The organism is Sorangium sp. So ce1153 (assembly GCF_051521595.1).
GTDB lineage: Bacteria > Myxococcota_A > Polyangia > Polyangiales > Polyangiaceae > Sorangium.
On sequence record NZ_CP150361.1, the window covers coordinates 14,350,844 to 14,371,037 of the forward strand.

Genomic DNA, 20,194 nt, shown 5'->3' on the forward strand with positions numbered 1-20,194 from the left:
GGTCACCCGGCCGCGCGCGCTCCGTCCACCCCGATGTCGCGGCGGAGCACCTTGCCGTCGAAGTCGATCGCGCTCGCGGCGCGGAACGCCCGCTCCCGCGCCTCCGCGAGCGAGTCGCCCGCGGCGGTGACGGCGAGCACGCGGCCGCCCGCGGTGACGATCGCGCCGTCCCGCTCCGCCGTGCCCGCGTGGTTCACGAAGGCGCCCTCCACCGCGGCCGCGGCGTCGAGGCCGCGGATCGCGTCGCCGGTCGTGGGCGCCGTGGGGTAGCCGCGCGCCGCGAGGACGACGGTGAGCGCGTGGCGGCCGGGGGCGACGCGCGCCGCCGCGGGATCCAGCGCGCCCGCCGCGGCCGACGCGCAGAGCTCGGCGACGTCGCCCTCGAGGAGCTCCATCAGCGCCTCGCACTCCGGGTCGCCGAAGCGGACGTTGTGCTCGAGCAGGACGGGATCCCCCGCGGGCGTGATCATCAGCCCGGCGAACAGCACCCCGCGGAAGGGCCTCCCTTCCGCGCGCATGCCGTCGATCGTCGGCCGGAGGATCTCGCGCTCGACGCGCGCGGTCAGGGCGGGGGTGACGCGGGCGCTCGGCGCGAAGGCGCCCATGCCGCCGGTGTTCGGCCCGGTGTCGCCCTCGCCGACCCGCTTGTGATCGCGCGCGGCCGGCAGGACGAAGATCGCGTGGCCGTCGCTGATGGCGTGCAGGCTGGCCTCCTCGCCCTGGATCGCGTCCTCGAGGATCACGGTCGCGCCGGCGTCGCCGAAGCGGCGATCCACGAGCATGTCCTTCGCCGCCGCGAGCGCCTCGTCGACGGTCGTCGCGACGACGACGCCCTTGCCGGCGCAGAGCCCGTCGGCCTTCACGACGATGGGGGCGCCGCGCTTGCGGATGATGCGCGCCGCCTCGTCGTAGGAGCGCGCGATCTGGAACGGCGCGGTCGGGATGCCGTGGCGCGCGGCGAACTCCTTCAGGAACGCCTTCGACCCCTCGAGGCGCGCCGCCTCGCCGCTCGGCCCGAAGACGGCGATGCCCGCGGCGGCGAGCGCGTCGGCGACCCCGGCGCAGAGCGGCGCCTCGGGGCCGACGACGACGAGGTCGGCGCGCTCGCGGACGGCGAGCCGGGTCGCCTCGTCGGGGGACAGGGAGGCGAGGTCGACGCGGCGGATCGGCGCGCGGCCGGCGCCGCCCTCGGCGCGGGTCCCGGCGTTCCCGGGCGCCACGATGACCTCGGCGACGGAGGGCGATCGGGCGAACGCGCGCGCGAGGGCGTGCTCGCGCCCCCCCGAGCCGAGCACGAGGATGCGGCGATCTGACCGGCGGCTGGTCGCGGTGGAGCTCACCCCCGCGCGCTACCACGCGCCGGCCCTCGCTGTCGAGGCGCCTCGCGCGGTCGCCCGGCCCGGGAGAGGCGCCCCGCGGCGCCCGACATCGTGATAGAAGCGCCCGCGGGGCGCGCGGCGCGGCTCAGCTGGCCGCGGGCGCGCGTCGCCGGGCCGCCTCGCGAGGGACGCGAGCGACCGGAGCGCGGATCCCTGAACATTCTGGAGGGGCCAGCGCGCGCGGAGCCCTGACGGCGGAGGGGCGGCGGGCGCGGATCCCCGTGGTGGAGACGAGCGATGACTCACCGGGCTTCGTGGGATGAATACTTCATGCGCATCGCCGAGGTCGTCGCGTCGCGGGCGACGTGCGATCGGAAGCACGTCGGCGCGGTGATCGTGCGCGACAAGAGCATCCTCGCGACCGGGTACAACGGCTCGATCCGCGGGCTGCCCCACTGCGACGAGGAGGGGCACCTGATCGAGGAGGGGCACTGCGTGCGCACGATCCACGCGGAGGCCAACGCCATCATCCAGGCCGCGCGGAACGGCGTGCGGATCGACGGCGCGACGGTCTACGTGACGGCCTCGCCTTGCTGGGGGTGCTTCAAGATGATCGCGAACGCGGGGATCTCGCGCGTCGTGTTCGGCGAGTTCTACCGGGACGAGCGCATCTTCCGGTTCGCCACGGAGCTCGGGATCGAGCTCGCCCCGCTGCAGCAGCGCGAGACGCCCGCCTGAGGCGCCGCCGCGCGGGCGGGAAGGCACGCGCGGGCGGGAAGGGCCGCGCGCGGACGCGCTGAGGCGTCGCGCGCGCGGGTGCGCAGTTGCGCGAGCCCTCGCGCAACATGCGCGGCGCCCCGCGCAACCCTCAGGCCTTGCGCGGCCGCGGCAGCCCGTACACGCGGATCCGCTCCACCAGCGTGCGGCGCGAGATCCCGAGCAGCGCCGCGGCGCGCGTCTGGTTCCCCATGCACTGCTCGAGCGCCTGGACGATGCGCTCGCGCTCGTGGGCCTCCATCGCGTCGCGCAGCCGCGTGGGGCTCGCGCCCGCGTCGTCCTGCGCGCGCTGCGCGCCGTCGGGCACGCTCTTCGCATTCGGAGGAGGAGCCAGAGGGGCCGCAGAGGCTGAAGCGGACGCCCCGGCGGGCGTCGAGGCCGACGTCGAAGAGGCGTCCGTCAGAAGGGTCGAGGCATGCGAGGGTTGGTTGGGATCGGCCAGCGGCGAGAGGAGCAGGTGCTCCGGCCCGATGGGCGCCCCGTTGGCGAGGATCACCGCGCGCTCGATCACGTTGCGCAGCTCCCGGATGTTGCCTGGCCAGCTGTGGCGCTGGAGCCCGACGAGGGCCGCGGGCGAGATCGGAACCGCGCCCGCGCTCGCCTCGCTGGGGAAGAGCTCCTTCGCGGTGCGCTCCGCGAAGAGCTGCGCCAGCGCCGCGACCTCCCCGGGGCGCTCGCGCAGCGGCGGGATGGTGAGCGTCACGCCGTTCAGCCGGAAGTACAGGTCCTGCCGGAACGCGCCGCGGCTCACCTCGGCCTCGAGGTTGCGGTGCGTCGCGGAGATGAAGCGGACGTCGATCTTCGTGGGGGTCAGGCCGCCGACCCGCATCACCTTCCGCTCCTCGATGACCCGGAGCAGCTTGGCCTGGATCGAGAGCGGCAGCTCGCCGATCTCGTCGAGGAACACGGTTCCCCCCTCGGCCGTCTCGAGCAGCCCCGGCTTCGCCCGGACGGCGCCGGTGAAGGCGCCGCGCTCGTGGCCGAACAGCTCGCTCTCGAGCAGCGACTCGGAGAGGGCGACGCAGCTCAGGCGCAGGAGAGGCCGCTGCGCGCGGGGCGACGCCCTGTGGATCGACTCGGCCAGCACCTCCTTGCCGACGCCCGTCTCGCCGAGGAGCAGGATGTTGATCGGGCCCCTGGCGACGCGCTCGGCCAGCTCGTAGACGGCGCGCATCGCGGTGTCCTTGACGATGACGTCCTTGCGCGCGTCGCGCTCGCCGCCCTTCTGCCGGAGGATGACGCGCGCGGCGCCGAGGTAGATGACGTCGCCGGGCGAGAGCTCGACCGCGGCGTTCCGCGCCGGGGCGCCCTTGCCGACGTCGATGAGGCGCTCGGTCGCCGCGCTGCTGTGCCGGGTCCGCACGCGGGTGCCGTTGCTGCTGCCGAGGTCCTCGATGCGGAGCGGCGGGCCGAGGTGCAGCGTCGCGTGACGGCGCGACACCGAGGCGTCCGGCACGCAGACGTCGGCGTCATCCTCCCTGCCCAGGACGACGCTGCCGGAGCGCGGCAGCGCTCGCGTGCTCATCGAGCTCTGGGTGATGATCAGGAGCTCGAACGGGCCACCCTCGCGGGGAAGAATCTCCGGCTCAGCCACAACGCACCCCAGAGTCGCGCCAGACGACGAACGACGCCTTTCCACTGCACGCGTGCGATCCGTCCCGGGGACGATTGCGGCAGCTCTCGCAGGACGGTAGCCAGGACCGATGCCGCACCCAGCAGCCCGCTGCGTAGCACGGACGCGCACCCACGGCGACTGCTGTCGCGCTCGCCTCGCGCGCCCTGGCGCGTGGGCGCCAGGCGCGGGGCGGCGATCGCGATCCCGCGCCGGCGGCGCGCTCCCTGTACCGCGGCGCGGGCGGTAGAGTTTCCGCGGATGATCGCGGGAGACCCGTTCGGCTGGGTGGGCAGCACCATCGGCGACAAGCTGCTGGTCGACGCCGTGGCCGGGGAGGGGGCGTTCGGCGTCGTCTACCGGGCGACGCACCTGGGGTTCCAGGAGCAGGTCGCGGTCAAGTGCTTGAAAATACCCGCGGATCTCTCGTCGGAGGAGCGGGCGTCGCTGCTCGACACCTTCGAGCGCGAGGCCCGGCTGCTGCACCGGCTCTCGCGGCGGACGACCGGCATCGTCCAGGCGCTCGACGTCTCCGCCGCGACCTCGCCCGCGGGCCACTGGACGCCGTACATCGTCATGGAGTGGCTCGAGGGCGAGACGCTCGCCCAGCACATCGAGGCGCGGAGCGCCTCCGGGCGCGGGCCGTGCTCCGTCGACGAGGCGCTCGAGCTCCTCGCGCCGGCGGTCTCGGCGCTCGCCATGGCGCACGATGAGCGGGTCTCTCACCGCGACATCAAGCCGGCGAACCTGTTCCTCGTCGGGGCGCCCGGCGGGACGACGATCAAGATCGTCGATTTCGGCATCGCCAAGGTGATCGACGCGTCGATGCCGCCGTCGCGGGCGCTGGTCGAGACGCGGCGAGCGGCGGCGCCGTCGAGGGCGCCGGTCGGGTCCGCCAGCGCCACGACACAGGAGCTCGCGCTATCGCGGACGCTGCACGCGTTCACGCCGCTCTACGGCGCGCCGGAGCAGTTCAACCCGAAGCTCGGCGCCACCGGGCCGTGGACGGACGTGTTCGCGCTGGGGCTCATCCTGCTGCAGCTGGCGTCGGGCAGGCAGCCGCTCGCTGGCAGCGACTGGGCCGACCTCTACCTCGCCTCGGTCGACCCGCTCAGTCGGCCTTCGTTCGCCGGGCTGGGCGTTGCGGCGAGCCCCGCGCTCGAGGCGGTCGTCGCGCGAGCCCTCGCGGTCGAGCCTGCAGCGCGCTTCGGCGACGCGCGGGCGCTCGGGGAGGCGCTCGCGGCCGCGCGCCGCGGCGCGACGCTCCGGCCGCCGATCGACCCGCTGGCGGCCACGCTGTCGAGCTCCCCCCCAGCGGCTGCGCCGCCGGCGCCGGCACCAGGCCGGAGCGCGGCGCCGCTCTCCGCCCCGAGGGCGCCCGCGCGCGCCTCGAGGGCCGCTCAGCCCGCAGGCGAGTACCGCGTCTGCACGGTCCTCGTCGCGGAGATCGTGGCCGGAGGCGAGGGGCAGGCGCCGCTCGACCCGGAGCAGGAGATGGAGCTCCGCGACGCCTGCCTCGAGATCGTCCGCGAGCGCGTCGAGCGCCTCGGCGGCGCGGTGAACGGCCAGCGCGACGGCGCCGTCACCGCGCTGTTCGGCGCGCCGCGCGCGAGCGACAACGACGCGGAGCGGGCCGTCCGCGCCGGGCTGCAGCTCGCGGCGGCCGACGCCGCGTCGCTCCCGGCGCAGCTGCCGCCGGGGTGTCGGCCGAGGTTGCGCGTGGGCATCAGCACGGGGAGGCTCTTCGTGAGCGGCGCGGCGGGGCCAGGCGCCCCGCTCGACGCCTCCGGCGAGGCCCTCAGGGTGGCCGCGCGGCTCCAGCAGGCCGCCACGCCGGGCGCGGTGCTGATCGCGCAGCCGACGTTCCGGCAGGTGGCCGGGCTCTTCCATGTCGAGCCCGAGGGCGACGGCCCGTCGAGCTTCCGCGTCCTCGGGCTCGCGCGCGGCGCGAGCGCCGGCTCCGACTTCCTCGGCCTCGACACCCGCTTCTTCGGGCGCGCGGCGGAGGTGCAGCGGCTCACGGAGGCGCTGGAGACGGTCATCGCGGAGGGGCGCGCGATGTTTGTCTCGGTGATCGGCCCGGGCGGCATCGGGCGCAGCCGGCTCCTCGCCGAGGTCCGGGAGCGGGCGCTGTCGCAGGCGGACCCGCCCGTCGTGCTCGGCGCCGCGTGCTCCTCGCTGTCGATGGACGCGAGCTACCACCTCGCCGCGTCGCTCCTGCGCGCCCACTTCCGGATCCAGGACGACGACGCGCGCGACGTCGTGCTGCGCAAGCTGAGGAGCGGCGCCTCCGGCGCGGCGGGGGGCGACCCGGCTGACGCGCCCCATCCGCTCGCGCTGGAGGACGCGCTGGCCGAGATCGCGTCGTTGCTCTGCCCGTCCCCGGCGGCGCCGGCCGTGTCCACGGCGATCGTCCCTGACGAGGGAGGCGCGGAGGTGAAGGCGCGGGTGGCCGCGGCCCTCGCGACGCTGCTGCAGGCGATGACCGCGCGCGGGGCCGTGGTCGTCCTGCTCGACGACATCCAGCGGGCGGACGAGGCCAGCCTCGACCTCTTCGACGACCTCGCCCTGCGCCTCTCGGACGCGCCGCTGCTCCTCGTCGGCGCCGCGCGGCCCGAGCTCTACGAGCGGCGGCCGCACTGGGGCGAGGGGAAGGCGAGCCACGCGCGCCTCGATCTCGGCCCGCTGTCGCGGCGGCACATCGAGGACATGGCCCGCGATCGCCTGCGCCTCGTCGCGCGCTGCTCGGCGGAGGCCGTCCGCGCCCTGGCGGAGCGCGCCGAGGGCAGCCCGCTCACGCTGGCCGAGACGCTGTACCTGCTCATCGACGTCGGCGCGCTCGAGCGCCGCCAGGGCGAGCCCTGGGTCCTGCACGAGGAGAAGCTGGCCCGGCTCGCGCTGCCGGCGACGATCCAGGGCATCGTCCAGGCGCGGCTCGATCGGCTCGACGGCGAGGCCCGGGCGGCGCTGGCGCAGGCGGCCGTGATCGGCAGGACGTTCTGGAAGGGCGCGATCGACCACCTCCGCGAGGTCGCGCCGCTCGACGGCGGCGGCTCGAGCACCTCGGAGGTGCTGGGCCGGCTCCGGGAGCAGCAGCTCATCCGGGCGCGCGACGCGTCGACCTTCCCCGACGATCTCGAGTACGTCTTCGCCGAGGGGGCGACGCAGGAGATCGCCTACGAGACGCTGAGCCTCAAGGTGCGCCGCGCGATGCACCGCGCGGTGGCCGCCTGGCTCGACGGACTGTCGGCCGGGCGATCCGCGGGGGCTCGGGGGCTCGGGGACGTCGGCGCCGCGCTCGCGGCGCTCCACCACGATCGCGGCGGCGACGCGCGCAGGGCGGCGCTCGCCCACGCGAGCGCGGCGGCCAGCGCCTCGGCGCTCGGGCAGAACGCCGAGGCGCTGCGCCACTTCGAGCGGGCCCGGGAGATCCACGCGAGCGCGGCGGGCGGCGGCGCGGCGGGCGGCCTCGAGGCGCGCGCGCCTTCCGTCTCGCCGCCGGGCGGCGACGAGCGCCGGCTGTTCGCCTGGCACGAGCGCGCGGCGCTCCTCCTGGAGGTCGGCGACGCGCTCCGGAGGGCGGGCCGCCTCGACGAGGCGGAGCGCGCCTACGGCGAGGCGCGGGCGCGGATCCTGCGCGCGGAGCGGCGCGCCGCCCCGCCGGCCTCGCGCGACCCGGCCGAGGCGCTGCTCTGGGATGCGCGCGTCGACTTCCGCCTCGCGCTCGCGCGCAAGATGCGCGGCGCGACGCCCGAGGCGCGCGCGCTCGTCGAGCGGGCGATCGCGCTCGCGGAGCGCGGCGGCGCCGCCCTGGAGGCGCTGCCCATGTACGCGCTCCTCGCGGCGCTGCACCGGCGCGACGGCGATCTCGACGCCTGCCGCGCGGTCGCGCTCCGCAGCCTGCGCATCTGCCGGAGGCTTCCGCCCGGCGACGGCCGCCGCAGCGAGGCAGCGTCGCAGCTGCTCCTCGCGCTCGGGACGGTGTTCTACTCGCGCGGCCGGCTGGTGCAGGCCGAGCGCTGCTACCGCCAGGCCGCCCGCGCCGTGCGCACCGCCGACGAGCGCGCGTCCCCGCAGGCGCTGAGCTTCGCGCTGAACGGCGTCGCGGCGGTGCTCTTCGCGAAGGGCGATCTCGGCGGCGCCCGCGAGGTGTTCGCGCGCGCGCTCGCGCTGAAGGAGCGGCTCGGCGACCTCCAGGCGGTCGCGTCGGGGCACAACAACCTCGCGGAGGTCGAGCTCCGGCTCTCGCGCCCGCACGCCGCGCTGGAGCACGCGCGGCGCGCGGTGAGGCTCGGCGAGCAGTCGGGCGCCGGCGCGGATCTCCCGGACGCCTACCGCAACCTGGCCGCGGCGCTGCTCGCGGCCGGTCACGTCGGCGAGGCGCTCGACTCCGGGTGCACGGCGCTGCGCCTCGCCGAGGTCGGCGGCGGGCGCGTGTACCTCGGCGAGGTGGCGCTCGGCCTCGCGCGGATCTGCGGCGTGGCCCTCCGCGACCCCTCTACCCGCCCGCGCGCCGAGGCTGCCGTGGCGCAGCTGACCGCCTCGCTGGCGGCGCATTTCCGCGAGGGCGAGCTCGCCGCGCGCGCGGACGAGTGCCGCGCGCTGCTCTCAGGGAGCTGAGGGGCTGACCCTTTCTCGTTCGCTAGCGCGGCGCGCCGCGCGGGAGACGTTCGTCATGATCAAGGCTTGGAACCAGGCAGTTCTCGTGTTGGGCGCCGCGCTGCTCGGCCCTCTGGCGCTCGGGTGCGCGTCGGATCCTGAACCGCAGCCGAGCGGTTGCCCGGGCGCCCTGACGGCCTCCGGCGCGTGCATCGGGGTCCCCGCCGGAGCGCTCTGCGGCGGCGACTTCTGCGCCGCTTCCGTCGATTGTGCGGAGGTGGTCGAGGTCTCGAGCGACGCGGCGCTCTCGCAGGCCTCCGGGGCGGCTCGCCCCGGGGCGTGCATCGCGCTCGGCCCCGGCGCCTACGGCCCTGTCGATCTGCCCCCGGGCGTGAGCCTGCTGGGCAGGGGCGCCGGCTCCGTGACCGTCGCGGCGGTGTCGCTCGCCGCGGGCGACGCCGCCGTCCTGCGGGGGCTCACGGTCGGGGCGGGCGGCGTGCAGATCGCGCCCGGCGCGCGGGCGCGGATCGAGGCGGTGCGCGTCGCCGGGAGCGCGTCCGACGGCGTGACGCTCGGCCCTGGCGCGTCGCTCGATCTCGTCGACTCGGCGATCGAGGGCTCGGCTCGCTACGGGCTGAGCGCGCTCGACGCCGGTCGCCTCTTCGTGGCGCGCTCGCTCCTCTCCGGCTCGCAGGGGCCGGGCCTGTGGGCGCAGTGCACCGGCGGCTGCGACTGCGAGGCTCCGGTCGACGTCCAGGTCGAGGACGCGATCCTTCGCGACAACAAGGTGGTCGGCGTGTCGCTCGTCGGAGCGCGCGCCACGCTGTCCGGCGTCGAGGTGAGCGGCAACGCTCTCCGCGGGTTCGATCCGAGCGGCGGCGTCTCCGTCTCCGGCTGCTCGACCCTCGACGCGACGGCGCTCAGGGTCGCGGACAACAGCGGCTTTGGTCTCCTGATCGATCAGGCGAGCGCCTCTCTCGGCGGCGACGGGGAGGGCTTCGAGGTGAGCGGCAACCAGCCCGGGATCTGGATCCAGCACACGACGGCGGAGCAGCCGGTCACGCTCAGGGGAGGCGTCCTCGAGAAGAACCGGGCGATCGGACTGGGGATGAGCGGCGACGCGCGCGGCATCATCATCGACGGGATGCGCATCGCCGGGACGTTCGCCGACTCGGCGGTGGTGAGCGCGGGCAGCGATCGCTCCCAGGAGGTCGTCGGCGACGGCGTGAGCTGGCAGGAGCGGGCGCAGGCGGTGATCTCCGGGCTCGTCCTGAGCGGCAACGGGCTCGAGTCCAGCAACCCCTCCGTCGACCCGTCGCGCCGCGCGAGCGTGCTCATCGACGGCGGCGTCGGCCCGGACAGCCGCCTCGCGGACGTGACGCTGGAGGGCGGCGATGAGGCGACAGGCATCGTGCAGCAGCGCCTGTCTGCTGACGGCGCGAGCCCGCTGTACGGCGCGGATGTCCCCCGCATCACGACGAGCCCGGACGCGCTGTTCTCCGTGCCCGTCGCGCCCGACGCCCCCGCTGCGCTCGATGCCCCCTGAGCCACCACGGCGCCGCGCTGGCTCCGCGCATCGGGGCTGCGCAGGTGGGTGCGGGAGCGCGTCGAACCCACAAAAAGCAAGTGGGCCCGCCACACTCGCTTTCCGCTACCGTTGCTCCCTTCCGGGCCTGGCGGGGTTCACGGCGCGCTGTCGGCGGACCCATGAGGTCAAGGCGCTAGCGCCTGACGCAGCGACTTCGTAACCGAACCTCGGGTCCGTGTCGAGCCCCTTGGAGCGCGCCGCGCGCTTTGTGGTCACGGCGTCCCGGCCGCCCCTCGCCCGGCTTCCGGCTCCGCGACGAACGCCGCCCCTCCCTCGCTACTCCCCCGGGGGCGCTCCGGGGGTGATCCGCCTGGAGCGAGTGTCGCCCGGGACTTGCCTCGTACGGGAAGGACCGTACGCTTGGAAGTGTCGTGAATCCGTTCGATTCCGAGGACGAAGCACGGAGCAGCCGGCTGATCCCGGTGCTTATCTTCATCGGTTCCGCAGCGCTGGCGGCGGCCGCGCTCCGGTTCGCCTGGCAGCAGCCGGTGGTCATGGCGGCGGTGCTCGGCGTGGTCCTCGCTTTCGCCGCGGCCCGCTGGCTCGCTCGCCGCAAGCTGCGCCGGCTGCTCCGCTCGGGCGACGTCCGGTCGGTCCTGCAGCGCTGGTCGCCGACGCTGCACCGCATCCCGCACCCGGCCACGATGGCTCCGCTCATGACGGCGACGGCGTTCGCGGCGTATGGCTGGGTCGACAAGGCGCGCGCCGCCATGGCCGCTGCCGAGCGGGGGCCTGCGTGGGACGCGGCCCTCGAGCACCGGCTCTTCCTGGACACGCTCCTCTACACCTTCGAGGGCGATCGCGACGCGGCCCTCGAGCAGGCGGGCCGGCTGGAGCGGCTCCCGCTGCCGAACGTCAGCTCTCCCTTCCGCGACCGGGTGGTCACGCTGCGGGCGGCCGCAGGCGCGCTCGCCCGCGCCTTCGCCCACCAGAGCGTGCCGGGCGACCGCGTGCTGCTGGAGCGCGCGAGCGAGGCCAGCCCGCTCGTCTTCTGGGCCATGCGCTACGCCGCGGCCGTCGTCGCGATCGACGAGGGCGAGCTCGCCCGGGTCAAGGCGCTCCTCGCCAACGCGCCCTCGTGGCCGCAGGAGTCGACGTTCCGCGCCTTCCACAACGAGATTGCCGACCGCGCCGGCCTGCCCCGCCCGGCGACCGCATAGCGCTGCCGGCGGGCGAGCGAGCGCGCAGCGCTCCCGGCACCTCCGCGCGCCGTCGCGAGGGCGCGCGTGCTGGCAGGGCGGCGCGCTCGCCTGCCGGGCCCGCTCAGCGCTCGAACAGCGTGCGGATGGTGCAGTAGGCGCGCGCGTCGGGGGCGGCGCTGGCCGCGCCTTCCGCCGGGTCCGGCACGAACGCGCCGAGCGCGCCGAGCGCGCCTCCCATCACGAACGTGCGCAGCACGATCCTCGCCCGCGCGCCCGCGAAGCACGGCTTGCGGTAGGCGATCTCCACCCTCCGGGCGAGCACCGACGTGCTGTGTCCCTGCGCGGCGAGGCGCCGGAGCGCGGCCTCCGCGAAGAGCCGCGGGTACACGAGCGAGTTCACGTGCTGGTTGCCGTCGGTGTGATCCAGGCCGAACGCGACCGCGACCGGATCCAGGGTCGGCTCCGCGTCGAGCGGCTCCGCGCCCTCTGGCAGGCCCATCAGCGCCTCGGGTGAGCGCCAGGCGTAGCGCTCGGGCGGCACCGCCGGCAGATCCGGCGACTCGAAGCGCAGCACCTTGCGCGCGCCGGCCTCCGCGAACGGCCGCGTGAAGACGTGCTCCGCGAACACGCGACCGACCTGGATCGGCTCGCCGGCGCCGGGCGGCGGCGGGCCGTACGTGCGGCTGCGGCGCGCGGTGGCCGAGAGCCACATCGGCAGGACCAGCCGGTTCACCTCGGACGCGGCGTCCACCGTGTGCGCGAGCTGGTAGAGCCCCCGCAGCTGCAGCGGCTCCCGGGCTGCGATCGGCCCCTCTCCGCCCTCGATGATGAGGCGCGTGAGGATCGGGATGACTCCCGCGCTCATGAGCGTCGCGATGGGGCTCGCTTGCAGGAGCTTCACCCAGATCGCGGGCCCGAGGCCGTGCGGCAGCGCGTCGAGCATCACCCGCCCGTTCTGGCTGACGTCTTCGAAGCGGAGGTGCATGGCGGCGGTCGCCTGTTGCTGCTCGGGCACGCGCGGCTCGTCGGGGAAGTGGTGCATGCCCCCTCTCCATAGCTGACGCTGCCGCGCCCTGCATGGTCGGGCGCGGAGCATGGTCGGGCGCGGACGCCGGAATGGCCGGCCAGGCCGGCGGCGCGCTCCTATGGTACGATTGGCCCGTGACGCTCCTGAAAATCGCCCACATCGGCAACCCCGTCCTCAGGCAGCGAGCGCGCGAGGTCACGCCGGAAGAGCTCTCCTCTCCCGCCATGCAGGCGTTCATCGACGACCTGGTCGAGACGATGCGCGACGCGAACGGCGCCGGCATCGCGGCCACTCAGGTCCACGCGCCGGTGCGCATCTTCGCGGTCGAGGTGCAAAACAACCCTCGTTATCCGTACAAGCCCAACATCCCGCTCACCATCGTGGTCAATCCGGTGATCGAGCCGCTCACGCAGGAGACGTTCGAGAACTACGAAGGGTGCCTGAGCGTCCCGAACCTGAGGGGCGTCGTCGACCGCTTCACCGAGATCCGGCTGACGGGCCTGGACCGCGAGGGGCGGCCCATCGATCGCGTCGTGCGCGGGCTCACGGCGGGCACCTTCCAGCACGAGAAGGACCACGTCGACGGCGTGCTCTTCGTCGATCGCGTCAAGGATCCGCGGACGCTCTGCACCTGGGCGGAGTTCGATCGGTACCACAAGCAGCCCTTTGTCGAGCGCATCGTCCCGTTCATCCAGCGGATGGGTGGCTGAGGTGCATCGCCGCGCTGAGCCTCGACGATGCCTCTGAACGCGGCCCGCGGAGCGCCTCTCGCGCGGCGCGCGATCGCGGCCCTCTCGCTCGGCGCTCATGCGCTCCTGTCCCTGCCGGCGTGCGACCCGAGGGACGCGACGACGGCCGCCAAGGCGCCGGCCCCGGCCGAGCGCGCGCCGGCCGCGATCACCCTCCTCTACACGACCGACGAGCACGGGTGGCTCCTGCCGACGGTCGAGCAGGGCCGGGTCCTCGGCGGCGCTGCCGAGGTGCTGGGGCTGTGGCTCTCGCGGGAGGGCCATTGCGCTGGCCCGGCGCCCGGGGCTCCGCCCCAGCTCCCCCCGCCGCCGGCCTGCCAGGATCCGTCGACGCTCGCGCTCTCCGGCGGCGACAACTGGACCGGCCCGGCGATCTCTTCCTACTTCACGGGGGCGCCGATGGCCGACGCGATGGCGCGGATGGGCTACGCCGCGTCGGCCTTCGGGAACCATGAGTTCGACTTCGGCAGAGACGCTTTCCTCCAGAACAGGACGCGCTCTCGGGCCACCTACCTGGCGGCGAACTTGCGCGTGACGGACCCGTCGCTCTCCGCGTTCGCGCTGCCATCCTTCGCCGTCTTCGAGCGGCGCGGGCTGCGCCTCGGCGTCGTCGGGCTGGCCACCGCGCGCACCCGTGAGGCCGCGACGGCGAGCCGCTTCGAAGGCATCGATTTCCAGGAAGAGGAGGCGGCGCTCTCGCGCGCCATCCCGGAGGCCTGGCGCGCCGAGCCGGACGCGCTGGTGCTCCTCGCCCACGAGTGCCAGGACGTGCTCGAGCCGCTCCTCGCCCGTCACCCCGAGTGGCGCCTCTCGTTCGTCGGCGCCGGGCACTGCCACAGGAGGGCGGAGCTGCGCGTCGGCGGCGTCCCGCTCGTCAACCCTGGCTGGCGGCTGCGCAGCTACGCCCGCGTATCGCTCGAGATCGACCCCCGGCGTCCGTTGCAGCAGCGCGTCGTGTCGGCCTCCACGGAGGTGGTCGACGTGTCCCACCCGGAGGGCGCGCCCGCCGCCCCGCCCGACGAGGCGCTCGCCAGGGCGAGCGCCGGCTGGCAGCGCGAGCTGGACGCGGCGCTCGGTGAGCAGATCGGCTATTCGAGCGACGGGATGGAGCGCGACTCTCTCGAGATCCAGCGCTGGATCGCAGGGGCCTGGCGCGACCAGCTCGGGGTCGACATCGCGATCCTGAACAAGGACGGTATCCGGCAGGCTGTGCCCAGGGGACCGATCACGAGAGCAACGGTGTTCTCGGTCCTCCCGTTCGACAACAAGCTCGTCATCTGCTCGCTCCGGGGCAGCGATATCCTCGAGACCCTCCGCCACAGCGACGCGGTGCTCGTCGGCGTGTCACCGTCGGCCGACGGCCGTCATGTCCTGCTCGACGGCACCCCGCTGGACGAGGGCCGCCGCTACACGGTCGCGACGATCGACTTCCTCTACTTCGGCGGGGATGGCTTCCGCTTCCAAGCCCAGGACCCGTCCCCGAAGTGGACAGGCCTCGACTGGCGTGCGCCGGTGATCGCGTGGACGAAGGCGCTCGGTACGAGCGCGAGCGCGCCGCTGGACGCTCGGTTTCGCTAGCGCGGAAAGCACGTCCAGCGCCCATCGCTGGCGCGGCGCTGGACGTGCTTTGTCCGCTGGCAGGGCAGGATCAGGCGCCGCCGCCGGTCCGCTCCTCGCGCTCGATCTGCTCCTGGTAGGCGACGCTGTAGCGCGCCCAGGGACGCAGCTTGAGGCGGCGGTAGCCGATGGGCTCGCCGGTGCCCTCGCACATCCCGTAGCTCCCTTCCTTCATCTTCGCGAGCGCGCGGTCGATCTCGGCGAGCACCCGGACATCGCGCTCCAGGAGCTTCGATGTCAGCGAGGTCGCGCCCTCGGCGTTCGCCTCGTCCATCTCGTCGCCCACCTCTCGCGAGACGTCGCGCTCTGCGTGCTGCCGCTCGTCGATGTTGGCGACGAGGCTCGCCCGGCGCTCCTCGAGCGCCTGCCTGAGCTCGTCGAGCTGCTCCTGCGTCAGCTCGGGCAGATCGGAGTCGTCCGTATCGGGCGCCGCGCGGCGCACGGGCGGCCTCGGCATGGGGGCTGCCGTCGTGGCGTTCCCGGACGTCTCCGGCCGCGCCGGGCTCGTTCCGTCGCGACTCGCACCTTCACGGTTGTTCATTGGATTCCTCTCATCGTTACAGGCAGGTGGGGCAATTCGCGTACCGGTCTCGAGCGTGGGCGGACGACGCACGCGCGAGGTCCGGCGACAGAAGGACACGGCCGAGCAGGAGCAGCCGCCTGGCCACGCTCCCGGCTGTGATAGCGCATCCGGGAGCTTATGGCTTCGTGATGCCGGCCATCTGGAGCCCTGCCGCGAGGAGCGCGCCGATATCCTCGAGCACCGGCTTGGATACGTTGATCGAGAGCTCCGCGCGCGGCGCGGCGCCGCCCTGCTCCTGCGTGGTCACGAACATCAGCCCTTCCCCTTTGTGGGGGAGCTTCGCCAGCGCGTCGCCGAACTGCTGGGCCTCCGGGGGCAGCGCCATGCCCCCCGCGCCGGGCTTGGACAGGGTCGTGAGCACGCTCTGGAGCGTGCGGGTGATCGGGGCGAGCGTCGAGAATCCACCAGAGACGAACTTCCCGGTCTTCAGCTTCTCGAGCCCAGGACGCGACGCGAGCGTCTCCGCCTCGGGCGCGCCCGCCTTCACCTGGGCGAGCCGCCTCAGCAGCTCGCGCTTGTCGTGCCCGAAGGCGATCCACGTCGTCTTCTCGTCACCCGTGAGGAGCAGGTGCAGCGTCACCGTCAGCTTCGGCTTGGGCTTGGCCTTGGAGGGGGTCGCGCCCTGCGCCGCGTCGCCGTCGAGCGACGGCAGCTCGTTGACGATCTGGATCTCGACCGCGAGCGACGTCTTCCCGAGCTCCTTCGGCGCCGCCACCGTCTTGACCGTCGGCAGGTCCTTCGGATCGATGTCGAGCTCCGGGAGCCGCTTGCGCAGCCCGGGCGTGTTGTAGGCGGTGACGACGTTCTTCAGGTACTTGACGAACCTGTCAGGCGCCTCCTCGAACCCGAACAGGTTCCATCCGACGAAGCTCCCCATCATGCCGTCGAACATCTGGTTCGGCGTCGGCCTGGCGTCCTTCGCCGCCGCCGCGGCGGGCGGCGCGTCGACGTACCCGTGGGCGGACACGCTGGGCGCCTGGTTGATCGGCAGCGAGAGGACATCGGCGAGCGCCTTGCGATCGGCGGGCCTGCCGATCTTCTCCTTCTCCAGCCACCCTTCGAGCATCGCGCGCAGCGTCTTCAGGATGCCCTCGTAGTGCGCCGGGTCGTAGCCGTGGTCGAAGAAGGCGCCGTGGCTGTCCTTGGGCACGCGCCAGTAGAGCGCCGGCGCGGGCCCGGCGCGGTTCGCGCTCTCGGCCATGGTCTTCGCGAGCCACGACGACTGCCCCCGGAGCTCCAGGCCCGCCGTGAGGTTCACGCAGGACTGGGGGTCGACCCGGAGATCGATGACGGCCTTGCTCGCGTCGTCGATCAGCGCCGCGAGCTCCTCCTGGACGGCGGTGGTCGCGTCGGTGAGCGCCCGGTCGAACTGGGGCTGCCCGATCGAGAGCTGGCTCTGCGCGAGGATGGGGAGCCCCCCGAGCTGCTGCTTCGCCATGGCGCCGTACTTCGCGCTGAGCGGGACGAAGCGGACCTCGCCGTGGAGATCGCGCTGCTCGGGCGCGAGCGTCGGCAGCGTGCGCGCGAGGTAAGGCCCGAGGGTCGTCACGTCCCGGTCCCGGTCGCCGCAGAGGAGCCGCGCCGGCGTCGAGCCCGCGGACGCGGCGAGGAAGCAGCTCGACGAGGACGGCTCCTTGCCGCCGATCTTCCACAGGCCGGGCTTCACCTCGGTCAGCGTGGCGCCTGCCTCGAGCGTGCCCCGAGCGCGCTCCAGCGACGTGAGCCCGAGCGACACCGCCGCGACCGGGGTGCCGCGCTTGGAGCTGTCGTCGAGCGCGACGAGCAGGTGCACCGGCGCGTCGAGCGCGACCACCGCGGCGAGCTGGTTCGCGTCGATCGAGGGGCTCACGAGCTCGCTCAAGAGGCCCGAGGAGAGCCCCTGCGCGCCCGCCTCGGCGAGCGCCGGCGACATCCCGGCGCACGTGGCGACGCTCGACAGCGTGGCCGCCGGATTGCTCCAGCGGAGCAGGCCCACGACGTCGGCGGGCTCGGCGACCGGGGACAGATCGAACGCGGGGCTGGCGGCCTCTGAGGGTCCGGCCTTGACCTCGCCCTGTCCTCCTGTCGGCGCGGCAGGCGTGGGGGACGGCCCGCAGGCGACGGGACCGGCCATCAGGACCAGGGTGGCGAGCGGCAGGAGAGTTCGCATGAGCGCCGGTTATACGGCTCCCGGACACCCGAGTCGACGCCCAAGGAGAGCGTCACGGACGAGATGACGGCGCGCGCCGAGGTGGCGGCGCGCGCCAGACATGGCGCTGCAAAATGCGAACAGGCGCGGACAAGCGCGACAAAAGCACGACGAGCGCGTGCCGAAGCCGCGCTCGTCGTGCTCGTGGAGGTTCGCTCACCCCGCGGTGGTCAGTTCGACTCCTCGAACTCCGCGTCGATGACCGACTCCTTGCCCTTGCCGCCGGCAGGGGGCGGCGGCTGGCCTCCCGCAGCGCCGCCGGGCGCCGCGCCCCCGCCGTCCTGCGGCGGGCCGGCCTTCTCGTACATCACGCTCGCGATGCGGTGCGCTTCCTTCTCGAGCCGCTCCAGAACCGAGGTCACCGCCGCGTCGTCCTGCTTCTCGATGGCCGAGCGCCCCTCGGCGATGATCCCGTTCAGCGCCGAGACGTCGCTCTCCGGCAGCTTCTCCTTGTTCTCGCCGATCGTCTTCTCCAGCGTGTAGCAGAGGTTGTCGAGCTTGTTGCGCCGCTCGATCTCCTCGCGCCGCCGCTTGTCCTCGGCCTCGTGCGTCGCCGCCTCGTTGACCATCCGGCTGATCTCGTCCTCCTTCAGGCCGCCGGAGGCCGTGATCGTGATGCGCTGATCCTTGCCGGTGGCCGTGTCCTTGGCGTGCACCGACAGGATGCCGTTCGCGTCGATGTCGAACGTCACCTCGATCTTCGGGACGCCGCGGGGCGCCGGCATGATGCCTTCCAGGTGGAAGCGGCCCAGGGTCCGGTTGTAGCGGGCCTCGGTGCGCTCGCCCTGGAGGACGTGGACCTCGACGCTCGGCTGGCTGTCGGTCGCGGTCGAGAAGATCTCCTTCTTCTGCGTCGGGATCGTGGTGTTCCTCGAGATCATCACGGTCATCACGCCGCCGAGCGTCTCGACGCCCAGCGAGAGCGGCGTGACGTCGAGCAGCACGAGGTCCTTCACGTCGCCCGAGAGCACGCCCGCCTGGACCGCGGCGCCGACCGCCACGACCTCGTCCGGGTTCACGCCCTTGTGGGGCTCCTTGCCGAAGAACTTCTTGACCGTCTCCTGGACCAGCGGGATGCGGGTCGAGCCGCCGACGAGGACGATCTCGTCGATCTGCTGCGGCGTCTTCTTCGCGTCCGCCAGCGCCTTGCGCGTCGGCTCGAGCGTGCGGTCGATGAGCGGCCGGATCATCTGCTCGAGCTTCGCCCGGGTGAGCTGCTTCTGGAGGTGCTTCGGCCCCGACGCGTCCGCGGTCAAGAACGGCAGGTTGATCGTCGTCTCCTGGACGTTCGACAGCTCGATCTTCGCCTGCTCCGCGGCGTCCTTGAGCCGCTGCACGACCATCTTGTCGTTCGCGACGTCGATCCCCGTGTCCTTCTTGAACTCGGCCGCCAGCCAGTCCATCACGAGGTGGTCGACGTCGTCGCCGCCGAGGTGGGTGTCGCCGTTGGTCGAGATGACCTGCACGACGTTGTCGCCGACCTCGAGGATCGAGATGTCGAAGGTGCCGCCGCCGAAGTCGTAGACGGCGATGACCTGCTCGTTCTTCTTGTCGAGGCCGTACGCGAGCGCGGCCGCCGTGGGCTCGTTGACGATGCGCTTCACCTCGAGCCCGGCGATGCGGCCCGCGTCCTTGGTGGCCTGGCGCTGCGCGTCGTTGAAGTACGCCGGCACCGTGATGACGGCGTCGGTCACCTTCTCGCCGAGGTAGTCCTCCGCGGCCTTCTTCAGCTTCTGGAGGACCTTCGCGGAGACCTCGGGCGGCGACATCTGCTTGCCGCGCACCTCGATCCCGGCGTCGCCGTTCTTGCCCTTGCTGACCTTGTACGGGACGCGCTTCGACTCGTCCTGGACCTCCTCGAAGCGGCGCCCCATGAAGCGCTTGGCCGAGTAGATGGTGTTGGTGGGGTTCGTGACCGCCTGGCGCTTGGCGATCTGTCCGACGAGCACCTCGCCCTTGTCGTCCCAGGCCACGACAGACGGCGTGAGGCGCGAGCCCTCCTCATTCACGATGACCTTGGGCTCTTTGCCCTCCATCACCGCGACGACGCTGTTGGTCGTGCCGAGGTCGATGCCGATGATCTTGCCCATGACGTTGAACCCTCCGAGAAGTGTGTGCGCGACGGCTTGGTTATCGCGGGGGGCGAGAAGACCCGACCGGCCAGCAGGGCTCGGCTGACAGCTGCCGCGAGCCCCTGCTCCAGAGCCGTCAAAAACCGCTGGGAATTCGGATACTTTCGCCGATTTTCGCGAGCTCGCTGGCTCGCGACCGCGAAACTAACCATGTGCATCCGAGCGTCAACGCCGCCCCTAGCAATTGCCGTGCGCGGGCCCCGGCCAGGTCCGGGCCTTGACCGGAGCGCCCCCGGGCCGCACGTTCGGCTTCCGCGCTTCGCGATGTTCGCGCCGCGGCAGCCCGAGCCGGTGCCTCGCACCGGAGCGGAACGGCAGGCTTCCCCGAACGCGTCGGGGGTCTCTGCCGCGCCGTCTGACGCGAGCTGACGCGAGTTCACGCGAAACGCGCGAGCCGCGTGAGCCGTGCGGCTCACGCGGACCGAGCAGCAGCCCGGAACCGGAAGAGACGCGCGTCGGAGGGGCTTCTTGCGGTCCCGGACGCGCTGAGCTATAGGCGCCCTCCCTCGTAACACCCGAAGGACTCACCATGAAGCCCGGCATCCACCCCGAGTACAAGGACTCCACGATCACCTGCGCGTGCGGCGCCGTCGTCGAGACCCGCTCCACCCGCGGCAGCTTTACCACCGACGTGTGCTCCGCCTGCCACCCGTTCTACACGGGCAAGCACAAGATCATGGACGTCGCCGGCCGCGTGGACCGCTTCCGCAAGAAGTACGCGGCGACCGCCGGCAAGTAGGCGGGCTGATCGCCCCCCGCGCCGTCGCATCCCTCCTTTACAGACACTCCCTTCACGCCGCGCCCCGCCCGGGGCGTGGGCGGAGGCTCCGGTACGTCCGAGCCCGCTCGCCGCGAGCGCGA

The 20,194-nt window shown here is 73.6% G+C and carries 13 protein-coding genes and 1 other RNA gene; 7 read left to right on the top strand and 7 right to left on the bottom strand.

The genetic code is table 11. The annotated features are described in order from the left end of the window. Window positions 1–2: 2 nt before the first annotated feature. A complete protein-coding gene (purD, locus tag WME85_RS52305; protein WP_437833206.1) occupies window positions 3–1,340 on the bottom strand; it encodes a phosphoribosylamine--glycine ligase in 1,338 nt (445 codons plus the stop codon). A 276-nt stretch (window positions 1,341–1,616) separates the two neighbouring features. Here purD and WME85_RS52310 point away from each other — a divergent pair, with 276 nt between their 5' ends. Then, window positions 1,617–2,057, top strand: coding sequence for a deoxycytidylate deaminase (locus WME85_RS52310; RefSeq protein WP_437622509.1), 441 nt, complete (start codon window positions 1,617–1,619; stop codon window positions 2,055–2,057). 130 nt (window positions 2,058–2,187) lie between these two features. Here the strand turns inward: WME85_RS52310 and WME85_RS52315 are convergent, their stop codons facing one another. After that, window positions 2,188–3,621, bottom strand: coding sequence for a sigma 54-interacting transcriptional regulator (locus tag WME85_RS52315; protein ID WP_437833208.1), 1,434 nt, complete (start codon window positions 3,619–3,621; stop codon window positions 2,188–2,190). Window positions 3,622–3,969: 348 nt separating this feature from the next. Between WME85_RS52315 and WME85_RS52320 the strand changes: the two genes are divergently transcribed. Both WME85_RS52320 and WME85_RS52325 read left to right on the top strand, forming a co-directional pair. Beyond that, complete coding sequence (locus tag WME85_RS52320) at window positions 3,970–8,328, top strand: protein kinase domain-containing protein (RefSeq protein ID WP_437833211.1); 4,359 nt, start codon at window positions 3,970–3,972, stop codon at window positions 8,326–8,328. A gap of 55 nt (window positions 8,329–8,383) precedes the next feature. Beyond that, window positions 8,384–9,853: a right-handed parallel beta-helix repeat-containing protein gene (locus WME85_RS52325; RefSeq protein WP_437833212.1), complete on the top strand. Its 1,470-nt coding sequence runs from the start codon at window positions 8,384–8,386 to the stop codon at window positions 9,851–9,853. Between the two features lie 75 nt (window positions 9,854–9,928). Here WME85_RS52325 and ffs read toward each other — a convergent pair. Next, window positions 9,929–10,018: signal recognition particle sRNA small type (ffs, locus tag WME85_RS52330), an RNA gene on the bottom strand. Window positions 10,019–10,266: 248 nt separating this feature from the next. Between ffs and WME85_RS52335 the strand changes: the two genes are divergently transcribed. Then, entirely contained in the window at window positions 10,267–11,055 is a 789-nt protein-coding gene (locus tag WME85_RS52335) for a hypothetical protein (RefSeq protein WP_437306628.1), read from the top strand. Window positions 11,056–11,158: 103 nt separating this feature from the next. Here the strand turns inward: WME85_RS52335 and WME85_RS52340 are convergent, their stop codons facing one another. Continuing rightward, on the bottom strand, window positions 11,159–12,079 hold the full coding sequence (locus WME85_RS52340) for a hypothetical protein (RefSeq protein WP_437833215.1): 921 nt from the start codon (window positions 12,077–12,079) through the stop codon (window positions 11,159–11,161). Window positions 12,080–12,198: 119 nt separating this feature from the next. Between WME85_RS52340 and def the strand changes: the two genes are divergently transcribed. Both def and WME85_RS52350 read left to right on the top strand, forming a co-directional pair. Beyond that, the gene (gene def / locus WME85_RS52345) at window positions 12,199–12,774 is read left to right on the top strand and encodes a peptide deformylase (RefSeq protein WP_437833217.1); all 576 of its coding nucleotides are present in this window, start codon (window positions 12,199–12,201) and stop codon (window positions 12,772–12,774) included. A gap of 27 nt (window positions 12,775–12,801) precedes the next feature. Then, the gene (locus WME85_RS52350; protein WP_437833220.1) at window positions 12,802–14,391 is read left to right on the top strand and encodes a bifunctional metallophosphatase/5'-nucleotidase; all 1,590 of its coding nucleotides are present in this window, start codon (window positions 12,802–12,804) and stop codon (window positions 14,389–14,391) included. A gap of 70 nt (window positions 14,392–14,461) precedes the next feature. On the opposite strand, the gene WME85_RS52355 is transcribed toward WME85_RS52350, so the two are convergent. The 3 genes from WME85_RS52355 to dnaK all read right to left on the bottom strand — a co-directional run bounded on the left by WME85_RS52355 (window position 14,462) and on the right by dnaK (window position 19,291). After that, window positions 14,462–14,971: a TraR/DksA family transcriptional regulator gene (locus WME85_RS52355; protein ID WP_437833223.1), complete on the bottom strand. Its 510-nt coding sequence runs from the start codon at window positions 14,969–14,971 to the stop codon at window positions 14,462–14,464. A 157-nt stretch (window positions 14,972–15,128) separates the two neighbouring features. Further along, window positions 15,129–17,162 carry a hypothetical protein gene (locus WME85_RS52360; protein WP_437833226.1) on the bottom strand — a complete coding sequence of 678 codons (2,034 nt, stop codon included), beginning with the start codon at window positions 17,160–17,162 and terminating at the stop codon, window positions 15,129–15,131. A 209-nt stretch (window positions 17,163–17,371) separates the two neighbouring features. After that, complete coding sequence (gene dnaK / locus WME85_RS52365) at window positions 17,372–19,291, bottom strand: molecular chaperone DnaK (RefSeq protein ID WP_437833229.1); 1,920 nt, start codon at window positions 19,289–19,291, stop codon at window positions 17,372–17,374. A gap of 571 nt (window positions 19,292–19,862) precedes the next feature. Between dnaK and rpmE the strand changes: the two genes are divergently transcribed. Continuing rightward, window positions 19,863–20,072, top strand: a complete 210-nt coding sequence (rpmE, locus tag WME85_RS52370) for a 50S ribosomal protein L31 (RefSeq protein WP_437833232.1) — start codon at window positions 19,863–19,865, stop codon at window positions 20,070–20,072. Window positions 20,073–20,194 lie beyond the last annotated feature (122 nt).

What these genes read in the sequence shown, in the direction of transcription:
- WME85_RS52355 (WP_437833223.1), bottom strand. Translation starts at nt 14,971, where the DNA reads ATGAACAACCGTGAAGGTGCGAGTCGCGACGGAACGAGCCCGGCGCGG.
- WME85_RS52360 (WP_437833226.1), bottom strand. Translation starts at nt 17,162, where the DNA reads ATGCGAACTCTCCTGCCGCTCGCCACCCTGGTCCTGATGGCCGGTCCC.
- WME85_RS52350 (WP_437833220.1), top strand. Translation starts at nt 12,802, where the DNA reads ATGCCTCTGAACGCGGCCCGCGGAGCGCCTCTCGCGCGGCGCGCGATC.
- rpmE (WP_437833232.1), top strand. Translation starts at nt 19,863, where the DNA reads ATGAAGCCCGGCATCCACCCCGAGTACAAGGACTCCACGATCACCTGC.
- WME85_RS52320 (WP_437833211.1), top strand. Translation starts at nt 3,970, where the DNA reads ATGATCGCGGGAGACCCGTTCGGCTGGGTGGGCAGCACCATCGGCGAC.
- WME85_RS52325 (WP_437833212.1), top strand. Translation starts at nt 8,384, where the DNA reads ATGATCAAGGCTTGGAACCAGGCAGTTCTCGTGTTGGGCGCCGCGCTG.
- WME85_RS52310 (WP_437622509.1), top strand. Translation starts at nt 1,617, where the DNA reads ATGACTCACCGGGCTTCGTGGGATGAATACTTCATGCGCATCGCCGAG.
- WME85_RS52315 (WP_437833208.1), bottom strand. Translation starts at nt 3,621, where the DNA reads ATGAGCACGCGAGCGCTGCCGCGCTCCGGCAGCGTCGTCCTGGGCAGG.
- WME85_RS52340 (WP_437833215.1), bottom strand. Translation starts at nt 12,079, where the DNA reads ATGCACCACTTCCCCGACGAGCCGCGCGTGCCCGAGCAGCAACAGGCG.
- dnaK (WP_437833229.1), bottom strand. Translation starts at nt 19,291, where the DNA reads ATGGGCAAGATCATCGGCATCGACCTCGGCACGACCAACAGCGTCGTC.